This window comes from Paenibacillus kribbensis (genome assembly GCF_002240415.1).
Classification (GTDB): Bacteria; Bacillota; Bacilli; order Paenibacillales; family Paenibacillaceae; genus Paenibacillus; species Paenibacillus kribbensis.
In genome coordinates this window covers 2,769,401-2,792,465 of the sequence record NZ_CP020028.1, presented here as the reverse complement: position 1 = coordinate 2,792,465, position 23,065 = coordinate 2,769,401, and the positions used below count along the sequence as shown (strand labels likewise).

The 23,065-nt window shown below is 47.0% G+C and carries 20 protein-coding genes and 1 pseudogene; 19 read left to right on the top strand and 2 right to left on the bottom strand.

Annotation, left to right across the window (positions count from 1 at the left end):
- The first annotated feature begins 45 nt into the window (after window positions 1-45).
- The 19 genes and pseudogenes from B4V02_RS12645 (at window position 46) to B4V02_RS12560 (ending at window position 22,391) form a co-directional block, all read left to right on the top strand.
- Window positions 46-1,554, top strand: a complete 1,509-nt coding sequence (locus tag B4V02_RS12645) for an alkaline phosphatase family protein (RefSeq protein WP_094155050.1) — start codon at window positions 46-48, stop codon at window positions 1,552-1,554.
- A gap of 6 nt (window positions 1,555-1,560) precedes the next feature.
- Window positions 1,561-2,700, top strand: coding sequence for a M20 family metallopeptidase (locus B4V02_RS12640; protein WP_094155049.1), 1,140 nt, complete (start codon window positions 1,561-1,563; stop codon window positions 2,698-2,700).
- Window positions 2,701-3,250: 550 nt separating this feature from the next.
- Window positions 3,251-4,039 (top strand): DeoR/GlpR family DNA-binding transcription regulator, encoded by a 789-nt coding sequence (locus tag B4V02_RS12635; protein WP_094155047.1) that lies wholly within the window; start codon window positions 3,251-3,253, stop codon window positions 4,037-4,039.
- A 184-nt stretch (window positions 4,040-4,223) separates the two neighbouring features.
- Complete coding sequence (locus tag B4V02_RS12630; protein ID WP_094155046.1) at window positions 4,224-5,441, top strand: pyridoxal phosphate-dependent aminotransferase; 1,218 nt, start codon at window positions 4,224-4,226, stop codon at window positions 5,439-5,441.
- A gap of 60 nt (window positions 5,442-5,501) precedes the next feature.
- A pseudogene (locus B4V02_RS27100) lies at window positions 5,502-5,657 on the top strand (M20 family peptidase); the annotation flags it as partial.
- 151 nt (window positions 5,658-5,808) lie between these two features.
- Entirely contained in the window at window positions 5,809-6,507 is a 699-nt protein-coding gene (locus B4V02_RS12625) for an HpcH/HpaI aldolase family protein (RefSeq protein WP_094156999.1), read from the top strand.
- 40 nt (window positions 6,508-6,547) lie between these two features.
- The gene (phnD, locus tag B4V02_RS12620) at window positions 6,548-7,474 is read left to right on the top strand and encodes a phosphonate ABC transporter substrate-binding protein (protein WP_094155044.1); all 927 of its coding nucleotides are present in this window, start codon (window positions 6,548-6,550) and stop codon (window positions 7,472-7,474) included.
- 23 nt (window positions 7,475-7,497) lie between these two features.
- Window positions 7,498-8,283 carry a phosphonate ABC transporter ATP-binding protein gene (gene phnC, locus B4V02_RS12615; RefSeq protein ID WP_094155042.1) on the top strand — a complete coding sequence of 262 codons (786 nt, stop codon included), beginning with the start codon at window positions 7,498-7,500 and terminating at the stop codon, window positions 8,281-8,283.
- A complete protein-coding gene (gene phnE, locus B4V02_RS12610; protein ID WP_083837576.1) occupies window positions 8,273-9,094 on the top strand; it encodes a phosphonate ABC transporter, permease protein PhnE in 822 nt (273 codons plus the stop codon). Before phnC ends, phnE begins: the two co-directional genes overlap by 11 nt.
- 305 nt (window positions 9,095-9,399) lie before the next feature.
- Window positions 9,400-10,425, top strand: a complete 1,026-nt coding sequence (locus tag B4V02_RS12605; RefSeq protein WP_094155041.1) for a LacI family DNA-binding transcriptional regulator — start codon at window positions 9,400-9,402, stop codon at window positions 10,423-10,425.
- A gap of 107 nt (window positions 10,426-10,532) precedes the next feature.
- Window positions 10,533-12,863 carry a glycoside hydrolase family 65 protein gene (locus B4V02_RS12600; protein ID WP_094155040.1) on the top strand — a complete coding sequence of 777 codons (2,331 nt, stop codon included), beginning with the start codon at window positions 10,533-10,535 and terminating at the stop codon, window positions 12,861-12,863.
- 26 nt (window positions 12,864-12,889) lie between these two features.
- Window positions 12,890-14,176 (top strand): ABC transporter substrate-binding protein, encoded by a 1,287-nt coding sequence (locus B4V02_RS12595; RefSeq protein WP_094155039.1) that lies wholly within the window; start codon window positions 12,890-12,892, stop codon window positions 14,174-14,176.
- Window positions 14,177-14,232: 56 nt separating this feature from the next.
- A complete protein-coding gene (locus B4V02_RS12590) occupies window positions 14,233-15,129 on the top strand; it encodes a carbohydrate ABC transporter permease (RefSeq protein ID WP_094155037.1) in 897 nt (298 codons plus the stop codon).
- A 14-nt stretch (window positions 15,130-15,143) separates the two neighbouring features.
- Window positions 15,144-15,986 carry a carbohydrate ABC transporter permease gene (locus B4V02_RS12585; protein WP_094155036.1) on the top strand — a complete coding sequence of 281 codons (843 nt, stop codon included), beginning with the start codon at window positions 15,144-15,146 and terminating at the stop codon, window positions 15,984-15,986.
- Between the two features lie 55 nt (window positions 15,987-16,041).
- A complete protein-coding gene (locus B4V02_RS12580) occupies window positions 16,042-18,249 on the top strand; it encodes an alpha-L-rhamnosidase-related protein (RefSeq protein WP_094155034.1) in 2,208 nt (735 codons plus the stop codon).
- Between the two features lie 68 nt (window positions 18,250-18,317).
- The gene (gene pgmB, locus B4V02_RS12575) at window positions 18,318-19,037 is read left to right on the top strand and encodes a beta-phosphoglucomutase (RefSeq protein ID WP_094155033.1); all 720 of its coding nucleotides are present in this window, start codon (window positions 18,318-18,320) and stop codon (window positions 19,035-19,037) included.
- Between the two features lie 63 nt (window positions 19,038-19,100).
- On the top strand, window positions 19,101-20,783 hold the full coding sequence (locus tag B4V02_RS12570) for a glycoside hydrolase family 13 protein (protein WP_279628277.1): 1,683 nt from the start codon (window positions 19,101-19,103) through the stop codon (window positions 20,781-20,783).
- 516 nt (window positions 20,784-21,299) lie between these two features.
- Window positions 21,300-21,815 (top strand): PadR family transcriptional regulator, encoded by a 516-nt coding sequence (locus B4V02_RS12565; RefSeq protein ID WP_007430600.1) that lies wholly within the window; start codon window positions 21,300-21,302, stop codon window positions 21,813-21,815.
- 207 nt (window positions 21,816-22,022) lie between these two features.
- On the top strand, window positions 22,023-22,391 hold the full coding sequence (locus B4V02_RS12560) for an HsmA family protein (protein WP_007430601.1): 369 nt from the start codon (window positions 22,023-22,025) through the stop codon (window positions 22,389-22,391).
- Between the two features lie 371 nt (window positions 22,392-22,762).
- On the opposite strand, the gene B4V02_RS27005 is transcribed toward B4V02_RS12560, so the two are convergent.
- Window positions 22,763-22,939, bottom strand: a complete 177-nt coding sequence (locus B4V02_RS27005; RefSeq protein ID WP_341865691.1) for a GrpB family protein — start codon at window positions 22,937-22,939, stop codon at window positions 22,763-22,765.
- Window positions 22,940-22,973: 34 nt separating this feature from the next.
- Window positions 22,974-23,036 carry a hypothetical protein gene (locus B4V02_RS27000; protein WP_094156996.1) on the bottom strand — a complete coding sequence of 21 codons (63 nt, stop codon included), beginning with the start codon at window positions 23,034-23,036 and terminating at the stop codon, window positions 22,974-22,976.
- Window positions 23,037-23,065 lie beyond the last annotated feature (29 nt).

The window sequence follows — 23,065 nt, the reverse complement described above, 5'->3', positions numbered from 1 at the left end:
CAGCTAAAAAATGAATGACTATTTAATAGAAAAGGACTGAGAACCATGGGGAAAACGACTGAGAAGAAAAGTCCTTCGGGACGGCGGGTACTCATTATCGGAACGGACGGATTAAGGCCCGATCAGGTTAATGCCGACACGATGCCTACTTATTGCCGGTTAATGGAAAGCGGCACGGTGTTCAAATCTTTTTATTCTGTTTATCCATCGCTGACACGGGTGTGCATGGCCTCATTAACCACTGGATCCTATCCGGGACAGCATGGTGTGATGGGCAATCTCATGTACTCGCCTCGTTTTTCGGAAGACGGACTGCTCCAGACAGGTGACCATCGGGAAATATTGCAATTCCAGCAGCGAACGGGGGAAGAGCTGCTCTTGCGTCCAACGCTCGGGGACCGATTGGCCCAAGCGAACTTGCGTTTGACGGTTTCGGCCGGAAGTTCGCCGGGAGCTTCATTGATCTGGAATTTTCACCATCCGCAGCATGTTATGAATCCGTCTACCGACTATGGTCTCCCGGAGCTTAGCGAATTGCATGCTGCGCGTGGTCCGGCCGCTGACGAAACCGATGTCTCGATCCGAAAGAAGGAACGCACTTTATGGGCCGTTCGGACGCTCATTGAACAGCAATTGCCCGATGAACAAAATACCGTTATGGTGCTGTGGCTTCCCGAACCGGACGAAACGCAACATTTTTGCGGCATCGGTTCGCAAGAGGCTAAACAAGCCCAAAGGCTAGTGGATCAATGTTTGTCCGAGATCTTGGAGGCTGTCTCGCGACTTGGCCTCGAGGATGAATTGGATATCATGCTCATCAGCGATCACGGACATTCGACAGCTAACATGGTCGGTAGTCTGGAGGATTATTTGGATCAAGCCCGGAAAGAATTGAAAAGAGAACTGAATTTGACCGCGGTAGACGCTTTCATTTATGGGGACGAAAATCAAGTCGAGGAATTGCAGGCGCTCGCTGACTGGCTATCCGCTCAACCCTGGTGCGGTATGCTATTGGCGAGAGAACCGCTTCATCAGCAACTGAAAAATGCTCTGCCTTTGAGTGCGGTAATCGGAATCATTACTCACGAGAGAGCCCCTCTGTTGGCTGTCGTTCCAGCGTGGACCGATGAATTAAATCAGGATGGCATTCAAGGAGTTGTTCATTATTTAAACACCAAAACGGAGAATAAAGCCTACCATGGCTCTATCCGGAACGGGGATATGCGGCCGTTTTGCATGGGATTTGGCCCAAGTTTTAAAAAAGGTCATGTGACGGACATTCCGGCAGGCATTATTGACATTGCGCCAACGGCTTTGCACTTGGTTGGAGTTACGGGTGAAAGCGGCTTTACAGGAAGGGTTTTATTTGAAGGCCTGAAAGGTTGCGAAGAGCATGCGGTTCAGCACGACACTGTTAAGTATGAAGAATTATATGCGGATTCCGAACGAGCAAAAGGAATTCAGATCGCTGATGTGAATGGATCGACATATCTCACCGATTGTTTTTGTGAAAATACAAGTAACGCTCTTTCGAAAGCCGCAAAGAAAGGATGAGCTACGATGCCAACAAAATTTTGGGAAAACAAGGAAGCCGACATACTCGACCTGATTGAGAGGCTTGTCAATATCGATAGCGGGACGTTTTATAAAGCGGGTGTGGATCAGGTGGGGAATGTGCTGGCCTCTGCTTATCAGGCTCTTGGATTTCAGGTTGCGGTCGATCAGCAGTCTGAGCGGGGGGATCATTTGGTCATTGTTCATCCTGAGGGACAGCACCCGGACATCTTGATTATTGGACATATGGACACGGTATTTCCTGTGGGCACCGCAGAAAGCCGGCCATTTTCACGCGATGAATCCTATGCTTACGGACCCGGCATATATGATATGAAGGCCAGCTTGGTCATGACACTGTTTGCGATAAAATCATTGATTGAACAAGGCGACGAGAGCTTCAAGCGGGTCAAAATCATTCTGAATTCGGATGAAGAGCACGGTTCGATCTATTCCAGGAACCTGATTGAGCGGGAAGCGGCAAGCGTTAAGTATGCTTTGATTGTTGAACCGAGCGATATGACGGGGAGACTTATAACCGGTCGGCGCGGCGGCGGTAAATTCGAATTGCATGTAACCGGAAAGGCGGCGCATTCCGGAGAAGAACCGGAAAAGGGACGAAGCGCCATTGGCGAACTTGCGTATAAAATTATTCAACTTCATGCGCTGACTGATCCAAGTGCAGGCGTCCATGTCAATGTCGGGGTGATTAGCGGCGGAACGACTCCCAACACGATTGCTGCCCATGCCAAGGCTTCTATTGATGTACGAATGGAGACACTGGAACAGGCCGTAGAGTTGGAGCACAAAATCAAACATATTTGCGGGGCGCCAACGATTGAAGGAACAACGTTAGTCTTGCAAGGCGGTATTACAAGACCTCCGATGATCAAAACTGCGAAATCTGAGCATTTATTGAAAAACGTTCAAGAAGAAGCGATGCAACTGGGAGAGTCGTTAACGGATATGAAAATCGGTTCAGGATCGGACGGTAACCTGACTGCGGCAGTAGGCGTAGCTACGATTGATGCGTTAGGTCCGCGTGGCGGTAACGCGCATACTGCGGAGGAGTTTTTGGATATCGAAAGCTTGGTGCCGAGAACAAGGCTCTTGGCTAACGTGATTAAACGATTAAGTAGTGAATAAATCATTTCTTTCCTAAGGCAGAGGATACCCCCATATGTAAGAGACTATGATGCCACCCGGTTGAGCACGACAACCGGGTGGCATTTATTATGTCGGTAGGATCATGAAAAGGCCACTTCGTCGATATTCCGGGCAATTTTATAGGAGCTTCGGAGATAAATCTCGGCATCGAAAGCGTAAAAGCGTTACGTGAGAAAAAGAGGCTTCGCAAATAAGGGACTTATTCGCGTAGAATTTTGAAAACAATGTGAAAGCGGCGGACGTTAAGCCGAGATCGTCATAACCTCGCTTCATTTGACTTGCTGACGGACACTCCCAACAAGGTGGTGTCCGTTGTATTTATTAGGCAACATTTTATTAAAAACAATCCTAGGATGTGATTTTTACCTTGTCAATTCTACTTAAATATAATATTAGAATGAAATTACGTTGTTTCTGAATTGTAAATGATCGAAAAGCAAAGTTGAATATGTCGCTTTCCCATGGATTCTTTGGTGTGATTCAGCTAAGATAAATGTAATGGAATACACAAAGAGTGTGGAGGGTAAGGATGCATTCTTCCTATAGTGAAGTGGAGAAAAGAAGGAAAGAGATATTGCAGGAATTAGATGAGCGCGACAAAGTCTATGTAAAAGAGCTTGCCGAAAAATTCGGCGTGACAACCGAGACCATTCGGCGAGACCTGGACAAGCTGGAGAGCCTGAACAAATTAAAAAAAATATTTGGCGGAGCGATCAAAACGAGCCATCAAAAGCTGGAATGGATATATAGCGATCGAGAGTCGATCAATCTGGAGGTCAAAAGAAAACTGGCGGCCGAGGCCGCCAAATGGGTGGAGGACAACGATATTATTTTCCTCCAGGCAGGAAGCACCGTTGCCCAAATGCCGCCATTCTTAAGAGACAAAAAAGAGCTTACGGTGGTCAGTAATTCTGTTCCGATCATATTTGAATTCGCTCAATATAAACGAAATGGGGAATTTAACGGGCGGGTGATTCAGATTGGCGGAGAGCTTCAAGTTTCTTCGATGGGGATGTCGGGCGTACTCGCTCAAGATATGTTAAGAGACATTACCATAAACAAGGCTTTTTTTTCCTGTGGAGGCTTTACGCCTGAAAATATCAGTACGTTTCAAAGCGAGAGCGCGCTAATGACGAAAAGTCTGCTGGCTCAAAGCCAAAAGAAAGTGCTGGTAGCGGATGCTTCCAAAATGGGAGTCAAGCATCTGTATAAAGTAACTTCTCTGCTTGAAGTGGACATGATTATTACGAATACAGACTTGCCGGAAGAATGGAAACCACACACCGAATTGTCCTCATTGCAATGGGTTTCTATTTAAATTTAAGAGAAATGCGAAACAAGCAGCACTTCGTTTGGAAACAAACGGTGTGTTGTTTTTATTTGGTTTTTTATTTGTATTTATAAATTTTACAATATTAAAATGTTGTTTTTACACTTATATTACATTTATATATTATGATTTTGTTGTAGAAACCACATAAAACGAAAGGGGAAGCCAACCATTGAATTATCAACTGAGTGATCGTGTCCGTGCGCTTAATCCTTATATCGGAGCAGAATTAAGAGATAAAGTCGAAACACTTCGCCGATCAGGCCGCAAGCTTATCGCGCTTAACGTGGGGGAACCGGATTTTCCCACACCAGTCCATATCGCTCATGCAGGTATAGAAGCGATTATTAAAGGCGTGACGAAATATACACCTGTGCAGGGGACACATGATGTTCGGCAGGCTGTTTGCGACAAACTGAAGAGAGACAACAGTCTGAGTTATGGCCCGGAGGAGGTGATCATCACCACTGGAGCCAAACAAGCCGTAGCGAATGCGTTGCTTTCGATTTGCAACGAGGATGACGAAGTGCTTTTACCGATTCCCTGCTGGGGGAGTTACCCGGAAATGATCGCCCATACAGGGGCTCGGCCTGTGTTCGTTGAAACCGACCCGGAACAAGACTTTGGGCTCAACGTGGAGCGACTTGGCAGTAAAGTAACTTCCAAGACGCGGGCTATTTTGCTGACAAATCCCAACAATCCGACCGGAGCGGTACTTGATAGAGAAACGCTGTTTGCCATCGGTATGATCGCTGTTCGTCATGATCTTTACATTATTGCGGATGAAATTTATGAACATTTGGTCTATGGCGAAAAAGTTCCTTCGATCGCTGCTTTAAGCGAGGAAATTAAAGCGCGGACGATTACGATAAATGGGTTATCCAAGGCGTATGCCATGACGGGCTGGCGAATCGGGTACGCATGCGGTCCATTGCCCGTGATTCGCGCCATGACAGTCATTCAAAGCTACACCACCTCCAATCCAAGCTCGATCGGTCAATACGCGGCGATTACGGCGCTCAAGGATGAGGGGGATTCGGTAAAGGAAATGACAAAATCTTTTGATGAACGAAGGCAGTATCTGATTCGTGAAATTCAATCGATTCGGGGATTGTCATGCCCCAATGCGAGAGGCGCTTTTTACTTGATGGTGGATGTGTCCCGTTACTTTGGTTCAGTTTATGAGGAGGGGACGATTGCTGATAGCAAGGACTTTGCCGAATATTTGCTGGATCAAGTGGGTGTCGTCGTAACGCCGGGGGACATGTTTCAGGCTCCCCGATTTATTCGGCTTTCCTATGCTACATCCCTGGCACAATTGCAGGAGGCTGTTGCCTTGATCAGGGCGGCATTGTCTCTATTGAAAATGCGAGAGGAAAATCTGAAATGAATCCATCTGCGTTTTTGAAAGCCGCAAAGAAAGGATGAGCTACGATGCCCAGGATCGGACGGCAACCTGACTTCGGCGGTAGGGATAGCGACGATTGATGCGTTTGGTCCGCGTGGCGGTAACGCGCATACTGCGGAGGAATTTATGGATATCGAAAGCTTGGTACCGAGAACAAGGCTCTTGGCTAACCTGATTAAACGATTAAGTCGTGAATAAACCATTTTACGGATTAAATGATCCGACATTGGGGATATATGTCAATGTTGGGGTTGAATAAAAATTCCAATATTTTAAAGGAGATACTCCATTGCGAAATAGGATGAAGCAAAAACTTTTAGCAGGTAAAACGGCTTTAGGGGTTTCAATTATGATCCCTTCGGTTCAGCTTGTAGAAATGGCCGGAAAATTAGGATACGATTGGGTGCTGATTGATTGCGAGCATGGTTCCATCTCCTTGGAAACCGTTGAATACATGGTAATGGCAGCGGAAGCGAGCAACATTACACCCATCATTAGACCGCAAAAAAACGATCCGGAGTTAATCGGGCAATACATGGATCGTGGTGTGATGGGGATCCAAGCGCCACATGTCAGCTCTGCGGCAGAGGCTCAGGACGTTGTCAATGCAGTAAAATACTATCCGGTCGGCAATAGAAGCTTGGCCGTGGGAACACGCTCTGCCAATTACGGATTCGGGATCAGTTTAACTGATTATGCCCAACAGGCTAATCAAGATCTGTTGGTCTGTGTCCAAATTGAGGACAAGGCTGCTGTGGATAACCTTGATTCTATCGCGAAAGTTGAAGGAATTGACGTGTTATTTATTGGCCCGTCCGACCTTTCTCAATCGCTTGGACATCCCGGAAATGCCGGGCATCCTGTGGTAAAAAAGGTTATGGACGATGCTTTTTGCAAAATTATAGAGTCCGGAAAGCTGGCTGGTACGGCGGGCAATCTTGAAATAACGCCAAGACGTTTGGAGCAAGGCGTGAAATATTACTATACGCATTTAACAACGCTGCTGGCATATTCATCTTCCGTATTCTTGGGAAATGCCAAGGAATGAACCCCATAGAAACAATCATTGATTTGAAGGGAGCAACATCATGTCCATCATTAGAAAAGCGCTTTTTCCCTTATTAAGTATTCTGGTCATCTTCGGAACGGCAGGATGCGCCGGACAAGGCACTCAAAACACTGGAGCTGCTAAAAGCAGCCAACAGGAAACCTCAGCCTATACGCCCGACAAGTTGAAAATCGGGGTTATTCCCAGCGAAGACAGTGAAAACGTTGAATCAAAAATGGAGCCTTTAAAAAAATATCTATCCAAGAAACTTGGCATGGAAGTTGATATTTTTGTAGCTAATGATTATACAGCTGTAGTGGAAGCAATGAGAAGCAAGCAAATCGACGTTGCCCATTTAGGCCCTTTTTCCTACCTGCTAGCTACCGAGAAGGCCAATGCCGAGGCTATAGTGTCGAAGGTTGACGCAGACACTGGATTACCAACGTATAAGAGCGTTATCCTTACACGCAAGGACTCGGGAATAAAGACGATTTCTGACCTTAAAGGCAAGACATTTGCATTTATCGATCCGGCATCCACTTCAGGAAATCTAGTGCCCAGAAATGAGCTGCTGAAAAACGGGGTCGATCCTGACAAAGATTTTTCCACTTCGCTCTATGCGGGTGGGGGGGATGCTTCAGCTCTGGCAGTACAGAATAAAAAGGTGGATGCTGGTGCGACTTCCGATACTGTATATAAAGCAATGGTAGCGAAAAACCTGCTCCCAGATGTAAGCATTCTTCATGAATCAGCCCCTATTCCAACCTCTCCGGTAGCAGTACGAAAAGACCTGGATAGCGGATTGAAAGAAAAAATTAAGCAGGCGTATCTTGACATGGATAAAGAATCCCCTGAATCTTTGAAAGCCTTGGGATTGGATAAATATGGTGAAATAACGGATTCGGCTTATGACAATTTACGGGAAATTGCCAAAATATTAAACCTTGACCTTACTGAGTTGAAATAGACTAATTAAAACGGAGGAAAAAGATGATTAAAGTGGAAGACTTGGTCAAATCTTATGGTCAAGAAACTATTTTAAATAATATTAATTGCTCCTTTGAAAGCAATGACGCAGTTGTTTTGCTCGGCCCCAGCGGGGCCGGCAAATCAACTTTGCTGAGGTGCCTAAACGGGTTGATTGAGGCAACTTCAGGCAGTATTTATATCGATGGGAAGAAACTGCCGACCGACAAAAAGGGAATACGGCTGTTAAGAAAAAATATCGGAATGATCTTTCAGAATTTTAACCTTGTCAAGCGGCTCACAGTACTGGATAACGTGCTTTGTGGGCGCTTGTCCTATAATCCGACCCTGCCATCTTTTTTCAAGGTATATAAAAAGGAAGACTATGAACTGGCACTTTATTACCTGGAGAAGGTAGGGTTGGTTGATAAACGGAATCAAAGAGCCGACAACTTGAGCGGCGGGCAAATGCAAAGGGTGGCCATTGCCAGAGCCTTGGTGCAGCGGCCGACATTGCTGCTTGCCGATGAGCCGGTTGCCAGTCTGGACCCCAAAACTTCCCATGCCATCATGGATCTTTTGATGGAAGTCTATGAGGAAGAGAAATTAACCATGATTATTACTCTGCATCAGATTGACCTGGCTCCAAAATACAGCAAAAGAATTCTTGGTCTGAACTCCGGGAATATCGTGGCAGATTATCGTTCCGATCAGGTCAAAGCTTCTGATTTGTACCAGCTTTACGAGAACGGTCAGGAAACAGGTGAAGATAGAGTTTATAAATATGAGGAGCAAAGACATGATAGATGATCAGAAAAATAGGGTTACTGACGCAAAGAAGGTCAGCCGCCAGTCTTTCAACTCAAAAAGGAATTTCCCAATATGGTTATCAACAATAGCTTTTCTTGTGATATTAGGCTGGAGTGCTCAGCAAGTTAATTTTAGTATTTCCGATCTGATTCAAGGTCTTCCTAATATATGGGATTTTATCTCCAGATCGTTTCCTCCTGATTTTACACATTTGGGTAAATATTCATTATCCGTTCTCCAGACCGTTCAAATGGCACTTGTTGGTACTGTGCTTGCCGTCATCATTGCCATTCCGCTCGGAATCGGTGCGGCCAAAAATATCAGTCCACATCCTGTGATTTACAGTATTTGCCGGACTGTCCTCAACACGCTCAGATCGATCTCGGAAATGATCGTGGCACTAATTTTTGTAACCGCAGTTGGTCTGGGGCCGTTTCCCGGTGTACTGGCGCTTGCCATCCATTCGGCAGGAATGCTTGGTAAATTTTATGCTGAAGCTATCGAAAATACGGATAAAGGCCAGATCGAAGCTCTGGAAGCATCAGGTGCCAATCGTTGGCAGGTTATCCGCTATGCCATCTGGCCGCAAATTTTACCGGAGTTTATATCCGTAAACCTTTTTCGCTGGGAAATCAATGTAAGATCAGCAACCGTACTGGGACTGGTCGGAGCCGGGGGAATCGGATTTGAACTGACTTCTACGCTCCGTCTTTTCCGCTACCAGGAATCACTTACCATTGTTATCTTAATCCTGGTCACAGTCATGATTCTGGATAAGTTATGCACAAAAATTCGACAGCACATTTTATAAGAGAAGTCATCCACCTTGCTAGGAAGATGGGCGTGACACATTTGACCATCACAAACCATGATACGACAATGGATTTGCGGGGATCTATGAGTTAAGAGCATGCAATGATTCAGTATTATAAAAAATACAAGCGGAAATAAAGAAGCCGATGGTCCTAAGGGCCGCCGGCTCTTTCTTCTAAATAGATCCAATGCTTTTCTTAGCTGCTTTGAGTAATAAATTTTGCTAAATAGGGCTTGATTATTTTAATACAATGACTATACTTAAGACTAGAAAGTGATCCGAAACGTTTTGGAGGACAAAAATTGGCTACAATTAAGGATATATCACAATTAACGGGCTTTTCGATCACGACCGTTTCGAGAGCGTTGAATGGCTATTCTGACGTCAGCGAAAGTACCCGTAAGCTGATTAAAGAAGCTGCTGAGTCGTTAAGCTACAGTCCGAACGGCTTGGCTAGAGGATTGGTCATGAAAGAAACGAAGACACTGGGATTGCTTGTGTCGGGAATGACGTACAAGAACATCGACAACAACTTTGTGTTCGAAGTGTTATGTGGCATTAATGATAGCGCTGCCAATTCAGACTATGACCTCATTTTGTTCAGTACAAACACTGCTAAGCAGAAAATGAAAACGTATACACAGCTATGTCGGGAACGCAAAGTGGACGGGGTGATCCTGCAGGGCGTCAAGACCGACGATCCGTATTTGCAGGAAGTTCTGGACAGCGATATTCCTTGTGTGCTGATTGACATTCCGATCCAGAGCGAAAATGTGGGTTATGTATCGACGAATCACAAGGAAAGCGCTCAGGCTGCCGTAGAGCATTTGATCAGGCTAGGGCATCAGAAGATTGCCATGATTAACGGTTATCCGGAAGCTTTTGTATCCAAGGAACGTTTTGAAGGTTTCGTCACAGCAATGGACCAAGCCGGGCTGAACTGGAAGCGGGAATGGGTGGTAAACGGCGACTTTACGGAAGAAGAAGCTCAGCATCAGGCCGTGAAACTGCTAAGAGCATATCCGGAAATAACCGCGTTTTTCTGTGCCAGCGATATGATGGCCCTGGGAGTGATCAAGGCTGCTAATGAAATGGGATTATCCGTACCGGGGCAGCTGTCCATTGTGGGCTTTGATGACATTCCGACTGCTGTTTATTTTCAGCCGCCACTGACTACGATTGGGCAAAACATGTATCAGCTCGGGTATGAAGCAGCCAATTTGCTGATGCGCATGCTAAAGTCCGAAGACAGTCCCAAGTCTAATGTGCTTAGAAATGAACTTATTTTACGTTCATCCACGGACAAGCCACATCATCGCAATATTTAAGCAATTACCGAAATGTTTTTTTACCTTCCGAAACGTTTCGGTTTTGTTTTCGCAAAAATCCAAAACGTTTCGGATTATTTAATATGAACTTCTAGGGGGAGTACGATTTGTTGAAATACGATGCTGGGCAAAGAGAATGGACTAACTGGCTGGTAAGGGAAACCTGTTTTGATCCCAACCACCAGGGCAAGGCCGAAGCCATCTTTTCCCTGGGCAACGGGTATATGGGATTGCGTTCGGCTACAGATGAGCGCTATGTCGGTCAGATTCGCAACTGGTTCGTGGCTGGAACCTTCAACAAGTTTCATGAAAACGAGGTTACCGAACTTCCCAATGTCGCAGATGTGACCGAACTGCAAATTCTAATCAATGGTGAAACGTTCAGCCTTGAAAAGGGGGAAACGCGGCACTACAGCCGTGAGCTTAACCTGAAAACTGGAGAGTTGACCCGTGATATTGTATGGGAAAGTCCGAAGGGAGGAACGTTCCAACTTCAGTTTAAGCGGTTCGTGTCCCTGAGCAATCTGCATGTTGTCGCCTCCAAGGTCAGCATCAAACCGCTCGACTGTGAAGCTGATGTCCAGATTGTATCAGGCATCAACGGTCAATGGACGAATTCCGGAGCACAACACTTTACCGAGGGAGAAAAACGGATTTTTGATAAAACCTACATTCAAATGACCTCCACCACAACGGAGTCCGGCATTGATTTTGTGACGCATACCGTTCACCAATGGAGTCTGGATGGAAGTAGGCTTGAGCCGGAGCTGCGCCAGACGATGGGACGACGCAAGGTAGGCATTGAAGCCAAGGTTAATGTTCCGATGGGATCATGTCTAGAGATGGAAAAAATATCAAGTGTACACACCAGTCGTGATCTGATATATGGGAAGAGGGATTATTCCCTTGATTTTATGCGAAATGCGGCCTTGTCGGAGTTTAAGCAGGAGGCAAGCAAGGGATACGACCAGTTGTTTTATGAAAGCGCTAACGTGTGGGAGAATACGTGGTCCGCTTATAACATCGAGATCGATAGCGCCAGCGGCTATGACCAGCTTGCGATCCGTTTCGCCATATACCATCTCGTTATCATGACGCCTGCGCATGACAACCGCATGGGTATCGGGGCCAAAGGGTTGAGCGGAGAAGGGTACAAGGGCCATTCCTTCTGGGATACGGAGATTTTTATCCTCCCGTTCTTCATCTATAGCAATCCAGTGGTGGCCCGTTCCTTGCTGGAGTATCGCTATCAGGGGCTGGAGGGAGCTAGAAGAAAGGCCAGGGAGAACGGTTTTGAAGGCGCCATGTATCCTTGGGAAGCGGGCTGGATTGAGGACGGGGAAGTCACGCCAGTCTGGGGAGACGTTGATATCGTAACTGGCGAACAGACCAAGATCTGGTCTGGATTCATTGAGCAGCATATTACTGCGGACATTGCGTACGCGGTGTGGCACTACGTACAGTCTACAGGCGATCTGGAATTCATGGAGCAGTATGGATATGAAATAATTTTTGATACAGCCACATTCTGGGCAAGTCGTCTCGAATGGGACGAAGAAGCTGACCGCTATCACATTAATCAGGTAGTGGGTCCGGATGAATACAAGGAGCATGTGGACAACAATGCTTTCACCAATCATATGGCGCACTTCAATATGCAGCTCGCCATTCAGTACTATGAGAAGCTTCAGCAGGAACGTCCCGATTTGCTTCAGCACCTGGAGAATAAGCTAAATCTTGCAGCCGCAAGGGAACAATGGAACAAGCTTCATCAGTTGTACCTCCCGGAACCCAACAATCTGGGAATTATTCCGCAAGACGATACGTATCTCGGTAAAAAAATCATTGATCTTACACCTTACAAAAACCAGACAAAAGTCGCAAGCATCTTCAGTGACTACAATCTGGATCAGGTTGGTGAAATGCAGATTTCGAAGCAGGCGGACATCATGATGCTGTTTTTCCTGCTGGAAAATAAATTCGAACCTGCAGTCAAGCGGGCGAATTATGACTACTATGAGCCAAAGACACTACACGATTCCTCACTGTCCTTGTCTACACACAGCATCCTGGCCAGCGATTTCGGCGATCGCAAGCTTGCCTACGATCTGTTCCTGCGGGCGACCGAGATTGATTTGGGACCAAACATGCATTCCTCGGATGCGGGTATTCACTCGGCCTCCTTGGCAGGCGTCTGGAAGTGTGTGGTCATGGGATTCGCCGGCGTGCGCATGCTGGATGGTCAGTTGCATCTGAATCCGAAATTGCCCGAATCCTGGAACAAGCTAAAGTTCCCTCTCTATTGGCATAACCACCGGTTGCTTATCACCCTTACACCTGAAGATGTGCTGATCGAGGCCGATACGGAGGAAAGCATCAGCTTGCATGTTTTAGGGCAAAAGGTGAATGTCCATCAACGAATTCAAATCAAAATGTAGACATACATTTCAGGGAGGTCATTTACATGAAAAAAGGATCCATAGGTCTGATCATGATACTGGTGCTTTCCATGCTGCTGTCAGCTTGCTCTTCGGGAAGCAGTACGGACACAGGTAGCTCCGGTGGTAAGGTGAAGCTGACCTTTACCGTATGGGGCGATGTTAACAGCGGCGCGGATGAGGTGAAGCTGGCCGAGCAGTTTAATGCGGCTCACCCCAATATTGAGGTTAAATTCGAACCCATCCCGAGCGAGGGGTACGGAACGAAGCTGACGACCTCGCTTGCGGCCGGACAGGCACCGGACGTATTCCTTGTTGGCGAAGGCGATTATTACAAATACGTAGATAAAGGCGTAGTTGAACCGCTCGATAGCTATCTCGCTGCAGACCCGTCATTCAAGCTGAATATTTTTCAGCCAGACCTGATCAACAACATGAAGATTGAAGGCAAGCAATATTATCTGCCCAAGGACTTCAATCCGCTGGCCCTGTGGTACAACAAACGCATGTTTGACGAGGCACAAATTCCTTACCCGACAGATGAATGGACGTGGGATGACATGATCGCCGTTGCCCAAAAGCTGACTAAAAAGGAAGGCAACAAATATACCCAATTCGGCTTTAACGCCGGGAAATGGGAATATCCGATCTACACCTATCTGTGGGATTACGGAACGGACATCGCCAATGAGGATGGTACCACAGCCGAAGGATACATGAATAGCGACAAAACTGTGGCGGCCATGGAGAAGTATGTCGCCCTCTCTCAAGGAGAGAATAGGGTATCTCCGACTCCTCTGGATTCCCAGACACTTGGAGGAGACTCTTCCATGTTTATGACAGACAAGCTTGCCATGATGGTCACGGGGCGCTGGGTCAAGACTGATTTGGACAAATCCAATGTAAAATATGGTTCCGCCATGATCCCGAAAAATGCGGACGGTACACGTTCAAGTATCATTGCAAGCGCAGGATGGGCCATCAATGTATCAAGCACGCACAAACAGGAAGCGTACGAACTGGTGAAGTGGCTTTCGGGGGCAGATGCCCAGAAGCTGCGTTCCAATAACGGCAAGGTACTTCCAGCTACAGTCAAGGAACTGGAAAAGGTCAAGGCCAAGGAAGTGGCAGACAAACCAGTCATTGAGATGATGAATTTCGCTAAAAAGCCGATTACACTACGTTCCGCAAACGGTCCGATTTTCGTAGAGGAATTCACGAAAGCGCTTGAGAAGATGTTGCTTGGTGAACAAGACACCAGAACGGCTCTGGACGAAGCGGCGAAGAACGTTGACAGCAAGATCAAGAAATAACCATGGAGGTGAGCCGGAGGACATGCCGGTTCACTTTCTTCATCAGGGAGGTTGCCATGCGTAATTCAAAATCCGAACGTGCCGGGTATTTGTTCATTCTGCCGTGGATACTGGGGCTGCTGCTCTTTACGATCGGGCCCATGCTGTTCTCTATGCTTCTGGCCTTCAGCAAATGGGACATCATCACCGGAGTCAAGTCGATTGAATGGGTGGGACTGGATAACTTCCGGACCATGTTTCACGATGATTTGTTCTATCAGTCTTTGAAGGTAACTTTTATTTTTGCTTTAGTTTCGGTTCCCTTGTACCAGATTGCTTCTTTACTCATTGCTTTGTTGCTAAATATGCGAAATCGAGGAATGAAATTTTTTCGTCTGATCTATTTCATGCCTTCGGTCATACCGGCAGTGGCGGCATCGATGATGTGGATCATGATATTCAATCCCGAGTATGGGGTTCTTAACCGTGCGCTTTCTTTGTTCGGTATTCAGGGGCCGGCCTGGCTACAGGATCCCAGCTATGCTCTTGGGGCGCTAATCGTCATGGGGCTCTGGGGAATCGGCAATACCATCATCATTTATTTGTCCGGTTTGCAGGGGGTTCCTGAGGAGCTGTATGAGGCGGCCAACCTGGACGGAGCCGGGCCGCTTCAGCGCTTCCGGAACATTACCCTGCCGATGATTTCACCGACCGTATTTTTTAATCTGGTCATGGGTATCATCGGCGGATTTCAATATTTCACCCAGGCGTTCGTCATGACCAATGGGGGACCGCTCAATTCCACGTTATTTTATAACCTGTACCTTTATAACAAGGCTTTCAAAGATTTTGATATGGGATACGCCTCTGCATTGTCTTGGGTACTGTTCATCATCATTCTGGTGTTCACACTCCTGGTCATCCGCAGTTCATCTATGTGGGTCTATTATCAGGGTGATAACGAGAAGGATTGAAAGGAGGATATATCATGAATTATAGTTCCACGCGGAGCCGGATCGTTTCGCGCATATTCTCGATGGTGCTGCTGATCGCGGGAGCGGTTATCGTTCTTGTACCGTTGTTATGGACGCTGGCTACATCATTGAAGACCCCCGCTGAGGTATTCACAGACAGCTTTTTCCCGGCAGCATGGATGTGGTCTAACTATGCCAATGCAGTGACGGCCATTCCCTTTTTTACCTTTCTGAAAAATACGCTGATTATACTCATTCCAGTCATGATTGGAACGGTATTCTCTGCTGCGTTATGTGCCTACGGCTTTGCCCGCTTCAACTTCCGAGGGAAACGGATGCTGTTTCTGGTGCTATTGGCCACCATGATGCTGCCATCCCAGGTTACGATGATCCCGATGTTCATCATGTTCAAGGAAATCGGCTGGGTCGATACGTTCCTTCCACTGATTGTTCCTGCATTTTTCGGTGGCGGCGCCTTTAATATTTTCCTGATTCGTCAGTTCATGCGTGGCATTCCGCGCGATCTCGATGAATCCGCATTTGTGGATGGGGCAAACCAGTTCCAGATCTTTACCCGCATCATGTTGCCTCTCTCTATGCCGCCGCTAATTGCAGTGTCGATCTTTACATTCATGGGAGTATGGAATGACTTTCAGGGTCCGCTGATCTATCTGAACTCCAGCGACAAGTATACGTTGGCACTTGGTTTGTCCATGTTCAAGGGCTTGTACAACGTGGAGTGGAACATGCTGATGGCGGCTACTATGCTGATCATGATTCCGCCGCTTCTGGTCTTTTTCGTAGCTCAAAAATACTTTATTGAAGGCATTTCCATCTCATCGGCCATCAAGGGATAGACGTATGGCGGCATCGGTGAGATCAGAGAAAAGCCATTGCAGGGGAGGACAAAAGATGGCCCGTATCACTAGCAGGCACCCGATCAATTTGTATTACAACGCAGGAGAATACGTCAAAATTTGCGGAACGCAGGACGGTTATTTCCCTGATTTTGGACACCATATGGCCAATGAAATGGGAGGCGTATGGCTGCACCCCATCAAGCTGCTGGACGGATTTTGGCTGAAAGTTACGGATACTGATCGTCAAATTTCGGTATGGGCAAGAGCAGACAGCTATAGCAGCGAGGCATGGGGAGGAGGCCGGTTCGAATATGACCACGGCCTGAGCCATATTCCGGTGTCCATTGTCCGTTCCCAGTTCGCCCCGGACTACGAAAAGGGTATGGTGGCAGAGTATGAAATCACTTCCTATGGCGAGGGGGAAACGCACCTCAGGCTTGAACTGCTGTCACGGACCGATCTTCGGCCTGTATGGTATTCGGACGAGATCGGCATCTTGCCCGGAACGGCCGAGACGGCCGAATGCCTGTCGCCCCGCAAGGTGATGGTCAAGGACAACAGTCACGACTGGTACGTGCTGGTTGGAAGCGACCTTCCAGGCATTGAGAACACCGTCGGTCCGAACATCTACGGACCAGAGCTGACTGCCGGCAAAGGGACGGGAATATCTTTTGCAGCGGAATGTACGTTGAAGGAAAAGCAAGTGTTGCGTTTTCGCCTGTTCGTTGCCGGGTCGGAAAGCTCTCGTGAGGCATGCGAGCAAACGTATGCTGCCCTTGAGCAGGGACATGACGATCTGCTGGAGCAAAAGAAAGCCTTATATGATCGGTTGGATCAACGCTCCTTGCTTACCATCGAGGGGGAAGAGGAGCTAAATACGCATTTCGCCTGGGCCAAGCGCAACAATCAGTGGCTGGTACAGCGTGTTGACGGCATCGGCCGTGGCCTGACGGCAGGGGGTCCAACTTATCCATGGTGGTTCGGCTGCGACAGCACGTATGCCCTTCAGGGCGTTCTCGCCACTGGCGACCACTCGTTGGTAAAAGACACATTGAATCTGCTGCTGGAGAAGTCGAGAGAGGTGAACGACAACGGTCGATTCGTTCACGAAGTGACCACAATGGGGGCCGTCTCCAATCCGGGAAATACCCAGGAGACCGCGCACTATATCGCTTTTGTCTGGGAAATGTTCCTGTGGACTGGAGATGAAGCGCTTCTGCGAGAACATTATGGCTACTGCGTGCAGGGGATGGACTGGCTGCTGCATACGATGGACCCGGACGGAGATCTTTTTCCCTCGGGCTACGGCATCATCGAGATTGCTGGACTGAACATGGAGCTGATCGACAGTGCCGTATATACAGCTAAGGCACTTCAGGCGCTGGCATGGATGAGCAGTTATCTGGGCGAACAGAACAGAGGCGAGCATTATCAGGAGCTGTCCGAACGGGCCGTACAAGCAATCAATCAGGTGTTTTGGTCTGACAAGGACGGTTTATATGCTGATGCGGTTGCTCCTGCAGGTGATATTGCCCCGAAGGTCACTTACATGGCCTCCTTGGCAGAGAAGCAAGGCATTCAGGGGTACCGCGAATATATTGAAGGGCTGCTGGCGGAAGCCGGAGAGGATCAGGGAGATCGGGGCTGGCTGCTGAACAAGAACTGGGTTATAGTCACGCCGATGGAAGCCGGGATCGCAGATCCGGACAAGGCGCAGCGTGCATTGGAGACGATGCGAAGCAGCGATTTTGTCGGGGAGTACGGCACCTATCTGGCAGCCATTTACCAGCAGGGTACCATGACAATCTCAACCGGAGCGCATGCGGTAGCCGAGGCGACCTATGGTAATCCTGATGAAGCTTTGGGTTTACTTCGGAGGATGGGCAAAAGCTTTTCCCGGGTGCAACCGGGGTCCTTTTCCGAAATGTCCCCGGATTACGGGTGCGTGGTTCAGGCATGGACAATCTACGCTCTCGCGGTCCCCGTCGTCCGGCATTTCTTTGGCATCAGACCAGAAGCATATTTGCAGAAGGTAAGCTTTGTTCCCGATTTTCCACAGGCCTGGGCCGACAAAACGTGCAGACTTGAGCGTCTGCGTGTGGGGGATGCTGAATTTGATATAAGCTTCGAAATACGCGAAGGCTTGCGGATCACAGAAATATCCAACCCTTCAAAGTGGACCGTTGTTTTGGATTGGAAAGGACATAGATTCGAAAGCGATAAAGAACGGATTCTATGGAAACTGGATGGCCAAAGCTGACCTCGAAAATAAGGACCAATTTTGGAAGAGTGGAATCAATAAAAGACAGATATGGGGAGGAACTATAGGTGAAAGGAAATACCGCTCACGAGAATCCATTATACAGGGAGTGCACAATCGAAGCCGTTATTTTTGATTTGGATGGAGTGATAACGGATACGGCGGAATATCATTACATTGCTTGGAAGCAACTTGGGCAAGAACTCGGTATTCCGTTCGACAAGGAATTTAACGAGCAGCTGAAAGGAATCAGTCGCATGCAATCCCTGGAACGCATCCTTCAGCTCGGAGGCCAAGATCAAAGCTATTCTCAGGCGGAAAAAGCTGACTTTGCCCGCCGCAAAAACGAACATTATGTCTCGTTGCTCGATTCCTTGACACCGGAACATACTTATCCGGGTATCCGAGAGTTGCTGCTTGAATTACGGTCAGCCGGCATCCCTGCTGTGATCGCTTCAGCGAGCAAGAATGCGCCGCAAATTCTGCGAGCACTCGGTCTTGAATCATTGTTTCAATATGTTGTTCACCCGGATTCCGTCGCACATGGCAAGCCTGCCCCCGACCTGTTCCTGCGCGGAGCCGTTGAGGTGGGAGCAGAAGCCTCACGCTGCATCGGCATTGAGGATGCCCAAGCAGGCATTCAGGCTATCAAGGCTGCAGGCATGATTGCGATCGGAATAGGGGAAGAGAACGTACTTAAACCTGCAGGAGCAGATGTTGTTATGAAGGATACCGGGGGGGTGAACCTGTCGTTTCTTGAAGAAACGCTGCAGGCGTTTGGATGCTGATAGCCATGTGCTTCTCTGACAGTTACTTTGCCGCTTTATGCAGAATATATGGGAGGGCAATACATGTGTTATAACGACAGTCGTACAATCAACCGTGTATGGTGGAAAGAGGCCGTTGTTTACCAGGTCTACTGGCGCAGCTTCATGGATGCGAACGGTGACGGTTACGGCGATCTGCAGGGATTAATGCAGAAGCTCGATTACATCAAGGGGCTGGGCATTGACGTGATCTGGCTTAATCCGATTTATGAGTCACCTGACAAAGACAACGGATACGATATCTCCGATTATTATCGGATCATGCCCAAAGCGGGCACGATGGAGGATTTCAGGAAACTGCTGATCAAGGTACACGAGTTGGACATGAAGCTCATCATGGATCTGGTGGTCAATCATACTTCCTCCGAGCATCCATGGTTCGAGGAATCGCGTTCATCGCTGGACAATTCGAAGCGTGACTGGTACATATGGAAGCCAGGAAATGCGGGAGGACCGCCGAACAACTGGCGTTCGTATTTCGAGCCGTCTGCCTGGACGCAAGATGAACGAACAGGGGAATACTACTTCCATTCGTTTGCGAAGGAACAACCTGACCTTAATTGGGAGAATGCAGAGCTGCGGCGAGAGGTATACCGCATGATGCGTTTCTGGCTTGATCAGGGTATTGACGGCTTTCGAATGGATGTGATCAATCTGCTGGCCAAGGTACGGGGATTTCCTGATGCGGAACGGCCCGAACATATCGACTACCTGGGAAATAATCCGGGCATTCATGATTATTTGCAGGAAATGAACAGGGAGGTACTTCGGCATTACGACATCATGACGGTAGGGGAAATTCCGTTCGTTACTCCCGAGGATGGCCTGCTGTATGTAGCGGAGAGCCGACAGGAGCTGCATACGCTGTTCCATTTCCAGGTAGCGGACGACATGCCTGTATGGAATTTGGCCCGATTCCGCCATATTCAGGCCACCTGGCATGAAGCCTTCCGGCGCGAGGGCTGGAATTCGCAATTCCTGAACAACCACGATCATACGAGACAGGTGACCCGTTATGGAAATGACGGGGCGTATCGCGTGGAATCAGCGAAGCTGCTGGCAACGATGATTCATACGCTGCCCGGGACACCTTATGTATTCCAAGGTGAGGAGATTGGAATGACAGGAGTCCATTTCCCTTCGATCGACGATTACCGCGACATCGCGATGCACAACAAATACAGGGAAGCGGTAGATAAGGGAGAGGAGCCTGTGCGGGTGCTGAGGGATCTGCAGCCGCTGAGCCGGGACAACTCCCGGACTCCTATGCAGTGGAATGGGGAACAGCATGCCGGATTTACTACGGGACAGCCGTGGATTCAGTCTAATTTCAATTATGCAGAGATCAACGTGGAGCGTGATCTGGCAGCGCCAGACTCCATCTACGCGTATTATCAGCGATTGATCTGCCTGCGTAAAATGCATAAAGTCATGGTGTATGGCGATTATGCCGATCAGTCCATTGGAGAAGCTCACGTATATGCTTATACGCGCAGTCTCGAAGAGGAAACCTGGCTTGTTGTCCTGAACCATTCCGACGTACAGCAGCTTTATGAACTTCCTGCCCCATGGAAGGAAAGATTTGAACATGCTCAGGTCTTATTGGGTAATTATGATGGACCTCCGTCGAAGGACAGGGTGGAGGATGACGGGATTTGTTTGCGATTACGCCCCCACGAAGCGGTTATTTATTCGTTTATAGATTAATTTCGTGATAGAACAGGTATACCCTTACAGATTTCAATGATGTCTATAAGGATCAGTCAATGTTTCATGGCTGATCCTTATTTGCATTTTAACTGTATCCCGATAAAGAGATGCAAGATGAAGAGGAAAGTTGCTCCAGAGGAGCCTTTTCCGCCAGCAAAAGATCGATGGCTTTATCATCCTTTGCGTTCTTTACACTTTTCAGGCAGGGTGTAGTAGTGTAACATAGGGTTACCACTTTCTGTTTGGAATGGTAAGCTCGACACTTCCATTTTACCAATATGCCACAACCCCAGTCATTAAACGGCTGGACGCATTTTCAAAGCCGCGAAGCTTGAATGATTAACTTTAGTTTGGGATGCTGCGAAAAAATTTTTCATGCTGGTTACTTGACTAGTTGCAAGGCTTGTTGTTAGCGATTGACTGCCGGATTGATATTATTCGATGAAACTTTATTAAATAATGAAATTACTGTAATATATACTAATAAATTGGAATGATCAGAAGGAGAAGGCTATGGACGAAAGAACACTGCTATTACTTGGAATATTAAAGTCCCAAAGTTTACATGGTTATCAAATTAATGAATTTATCGATAAAAACTTGAGCCGGATTGCCTCCATGAAAAAAGCTACAGCTTACGCCATTTTGGACAAGCTGAATGCTGCAGGCTTAATCAGTGTACGTGAGGACCAGAATGGAAACCGTCCGCCAAGAAAGGTATATTCCATTACTCCGGCCGGGGAAGAGGAATTTTACTTGCTTCTTCGTGGAAACCTGTCTGAACAGGACATCACGTCCTTCAAGGGCGATATTGGACTTATGTTCATAGACCATCTATCCAAGGAAGAAGCGATCGATTGTCTCTTGCTGCGTTTGAGTGGTCTAACCGAACAAATCGAAGAATTGCAGCAAATACCTAAACATAAGTTCTCAAGAGGGATTGATTTATCGTTCAAGCATCATCTTGTATGCAAACAGGCTGAGAGGAACTGGTTGCAATCTGTTATTGAAGAATTAAAAAAAGAATAGAATCTCGTTCGATTCTTACAGTTCATAGCAGGTTTTGCGCTGCAGCGCAAAACCTGCTTTTTTTGTGTTGGCTTTAGTCTGAATATTACCAAAAATTGAAAACATACATTATGATTAGTCAGTATTGACTAATCATAATATGCGATTTATAATCACCTTTGTATTAATCAATCATGACTAATCAATAAAACTAATTAGGAGGAAATTATGTTGCTTTTTTTCGCAGTTCTGTTTATTAACTTGGCATTGGTTGCTTATACTATCGGTGTTTGGGCTGAAAGAATTTCAGGCCGGTTGAAACCGAAGCATCTTGTTTTCTTCCTTTTCGGTTTATTATTCGATGGAATAGGTACTGGCTTTATGGGGCAGCTGAATCCAAGCAAAGAAATTAATTTACATGGTATTACAGGCATGGTCGCCCTTGTGTTGATGCTAATTCATGCAATATGGGCAACAATTGTTTTATGGAGAAAGAACAAAAAGCAGATCGATCAATTCCATAAGCTTAGCTTGGCAGTTTGGGGATTGTGGTTAGTACCTTATCTGATTGGAGTTGGACTAAGTATTTTCAAATAAGCCATCATGCTCAAGATAAGTGCTACAAGGTTGTAGCATTCCAAACCTGTAGGCAGTACCAGTTATACCGGTACTGCCTACGTTAGTTAATAAAAGGAAGCTGACCCAAAAAAGTCAACTGCCTTCAACTATTTTATTGAGCTTTCGTCAACCTTTGTGCTTCCCTGAAACCTTTGTTTTCCGACAAAACATGTGCCAGTCGATTGTATGGGAAATATTCACTTCCCTTTGCGACATGATGCAAAAATCAGATTCACAACATGATGGCGGCATATTCATTTGTCTTCCAAACTTTAATTCGCAAAAGGCTATTAAATATTTAGAGATATTTAACACGGAATTCGGATCTGGCCCCAAACCGATACCATGGCTTATCCAATGCTTTTCTTAGCTTGTTCGAGTAAATTGGATACGTAATCGGCTTTTTCGTCTGAATAAGAGAGCAGTGTAGTATATCCTTTATGGATAGCGTTGAGTTTTTTTTCAGCATATTGCTTGGCTACATGCGGGTTATCTCTTAAGTAATTTCTGATGAGAAGATTATTTATCCATTGCTCGCCATTCCAAATGACAACAGCAAGATTATAGGCATGTTCTTGGCGTTTTCACACCAACCAAGACATCGATAATCGGCTTTGCAAACATCCCTTGTACCGAGGTACTGCCGAAATGCT

What these genes read in the sequence shown, in the direction of transcription:
- B4V02_RS12635 (WP_094155047.1), top strand. Translation starts at nt 3,251, where the DNA reads ATGCATTCTTCCTATAGTGAAGTGGAGAAAAGAAGGAAAGAGATATTG.
- B4V02_RS12560 (WP_007430601.1), top strand. Translation starts at nt 22,023, where the DNA reads ATGTTGCTTTTTTTCGCAGTTCTGTTTATTAACTTGGCATTGGTTGCT.
- B4V02_RS12585 (WP_094155036.1), top strand. Translation starts at nt 15,144, where the DNA reads ATGAATTATAGTTCCACGCGGAGCCGGATCGTTTCGCGCATATTCTCG.
- phnC (WP_094155042.1), top strand. Translation starts at nt 7,498, where the DNA reads ATGATTAAAGTGGAAGACTTGGTCAAATCTTATGGTCAAGAAACTATT.
- B4V02_RS12565 (WP_007430600.1), top strand. Translation starts at nt 21,300, where the DNA reads ATGGACGAAAGAACACTGCTATTACTTGGAATATTAAAGTCCCAAAGT.
- B4V02_RS12590 (WP_094155037.1), top strand. Translation starts at nt 14,233, where the DNA reads ATGCGTAATTCAAAATCCGAACGTGCCGGGTATTTGTTCATTCTGCCG.
- B4V02_RS12645 (WP_094155050.1), top strand. Translation starts at nt 46, where the DNA reads ATGGGGAAAACGACTGAGAAGAAAAGTCCTTCGGGACGGCGGGTACTC.
- B4V02_RS12640 (WP_094155049.1), top strand. Translation starts at nt 1,561, where the DNA reads ATGCCAACAAAATTTTGGGAAAACAAGGAAGCCGACATACTCGACCTG.
- B4V02_RS12580 (WP_094155034.1), top strand. Translation starts at nt 16,042, where the DNA reads ATGGCCCGTATCACTAGCAGGCACCCGATCAATTTGTATTACAACGCA.
- B4V02_RS12595 (WP_094155039.1), top strand. Translation starts at nt 12,890, where the DNA reads ATGAAAAAAGGATCCATAGGTCTGATCATGATACTGGTGCTTTCCATG.
- phnE (WP_083837576.1), top strand. Translation starts at nt 8,273, where the DNA reads ATGATAGATGATCAGAAAAATAGGGTTACTGACGCAAAGAAGGTCAGC.
- B4V02_RS12625 (WP_094156999.1), top strand. Translation starts at nt 5,809, where the DNA reads ATGATCCCTTCGGTTCAGCTTGTAGAAATGGCCGGAAAATTAGGATAC.
- phnD (WP_094155044.1), top strand. Translation starts at nt 6,548, where the DNA reads ATGTCCATCATTAGAAAAGCGCTTTTTCCCTTATTAAGTATTCTGGTC.
- B4V02_RS12570 (WP_279628277.1), top strand. Translation starts at nt 19,101, where the DNA reads ATGTGTTATAACGACAGTCGTACAATCAACCGTGTATGGTGGAAAGAG.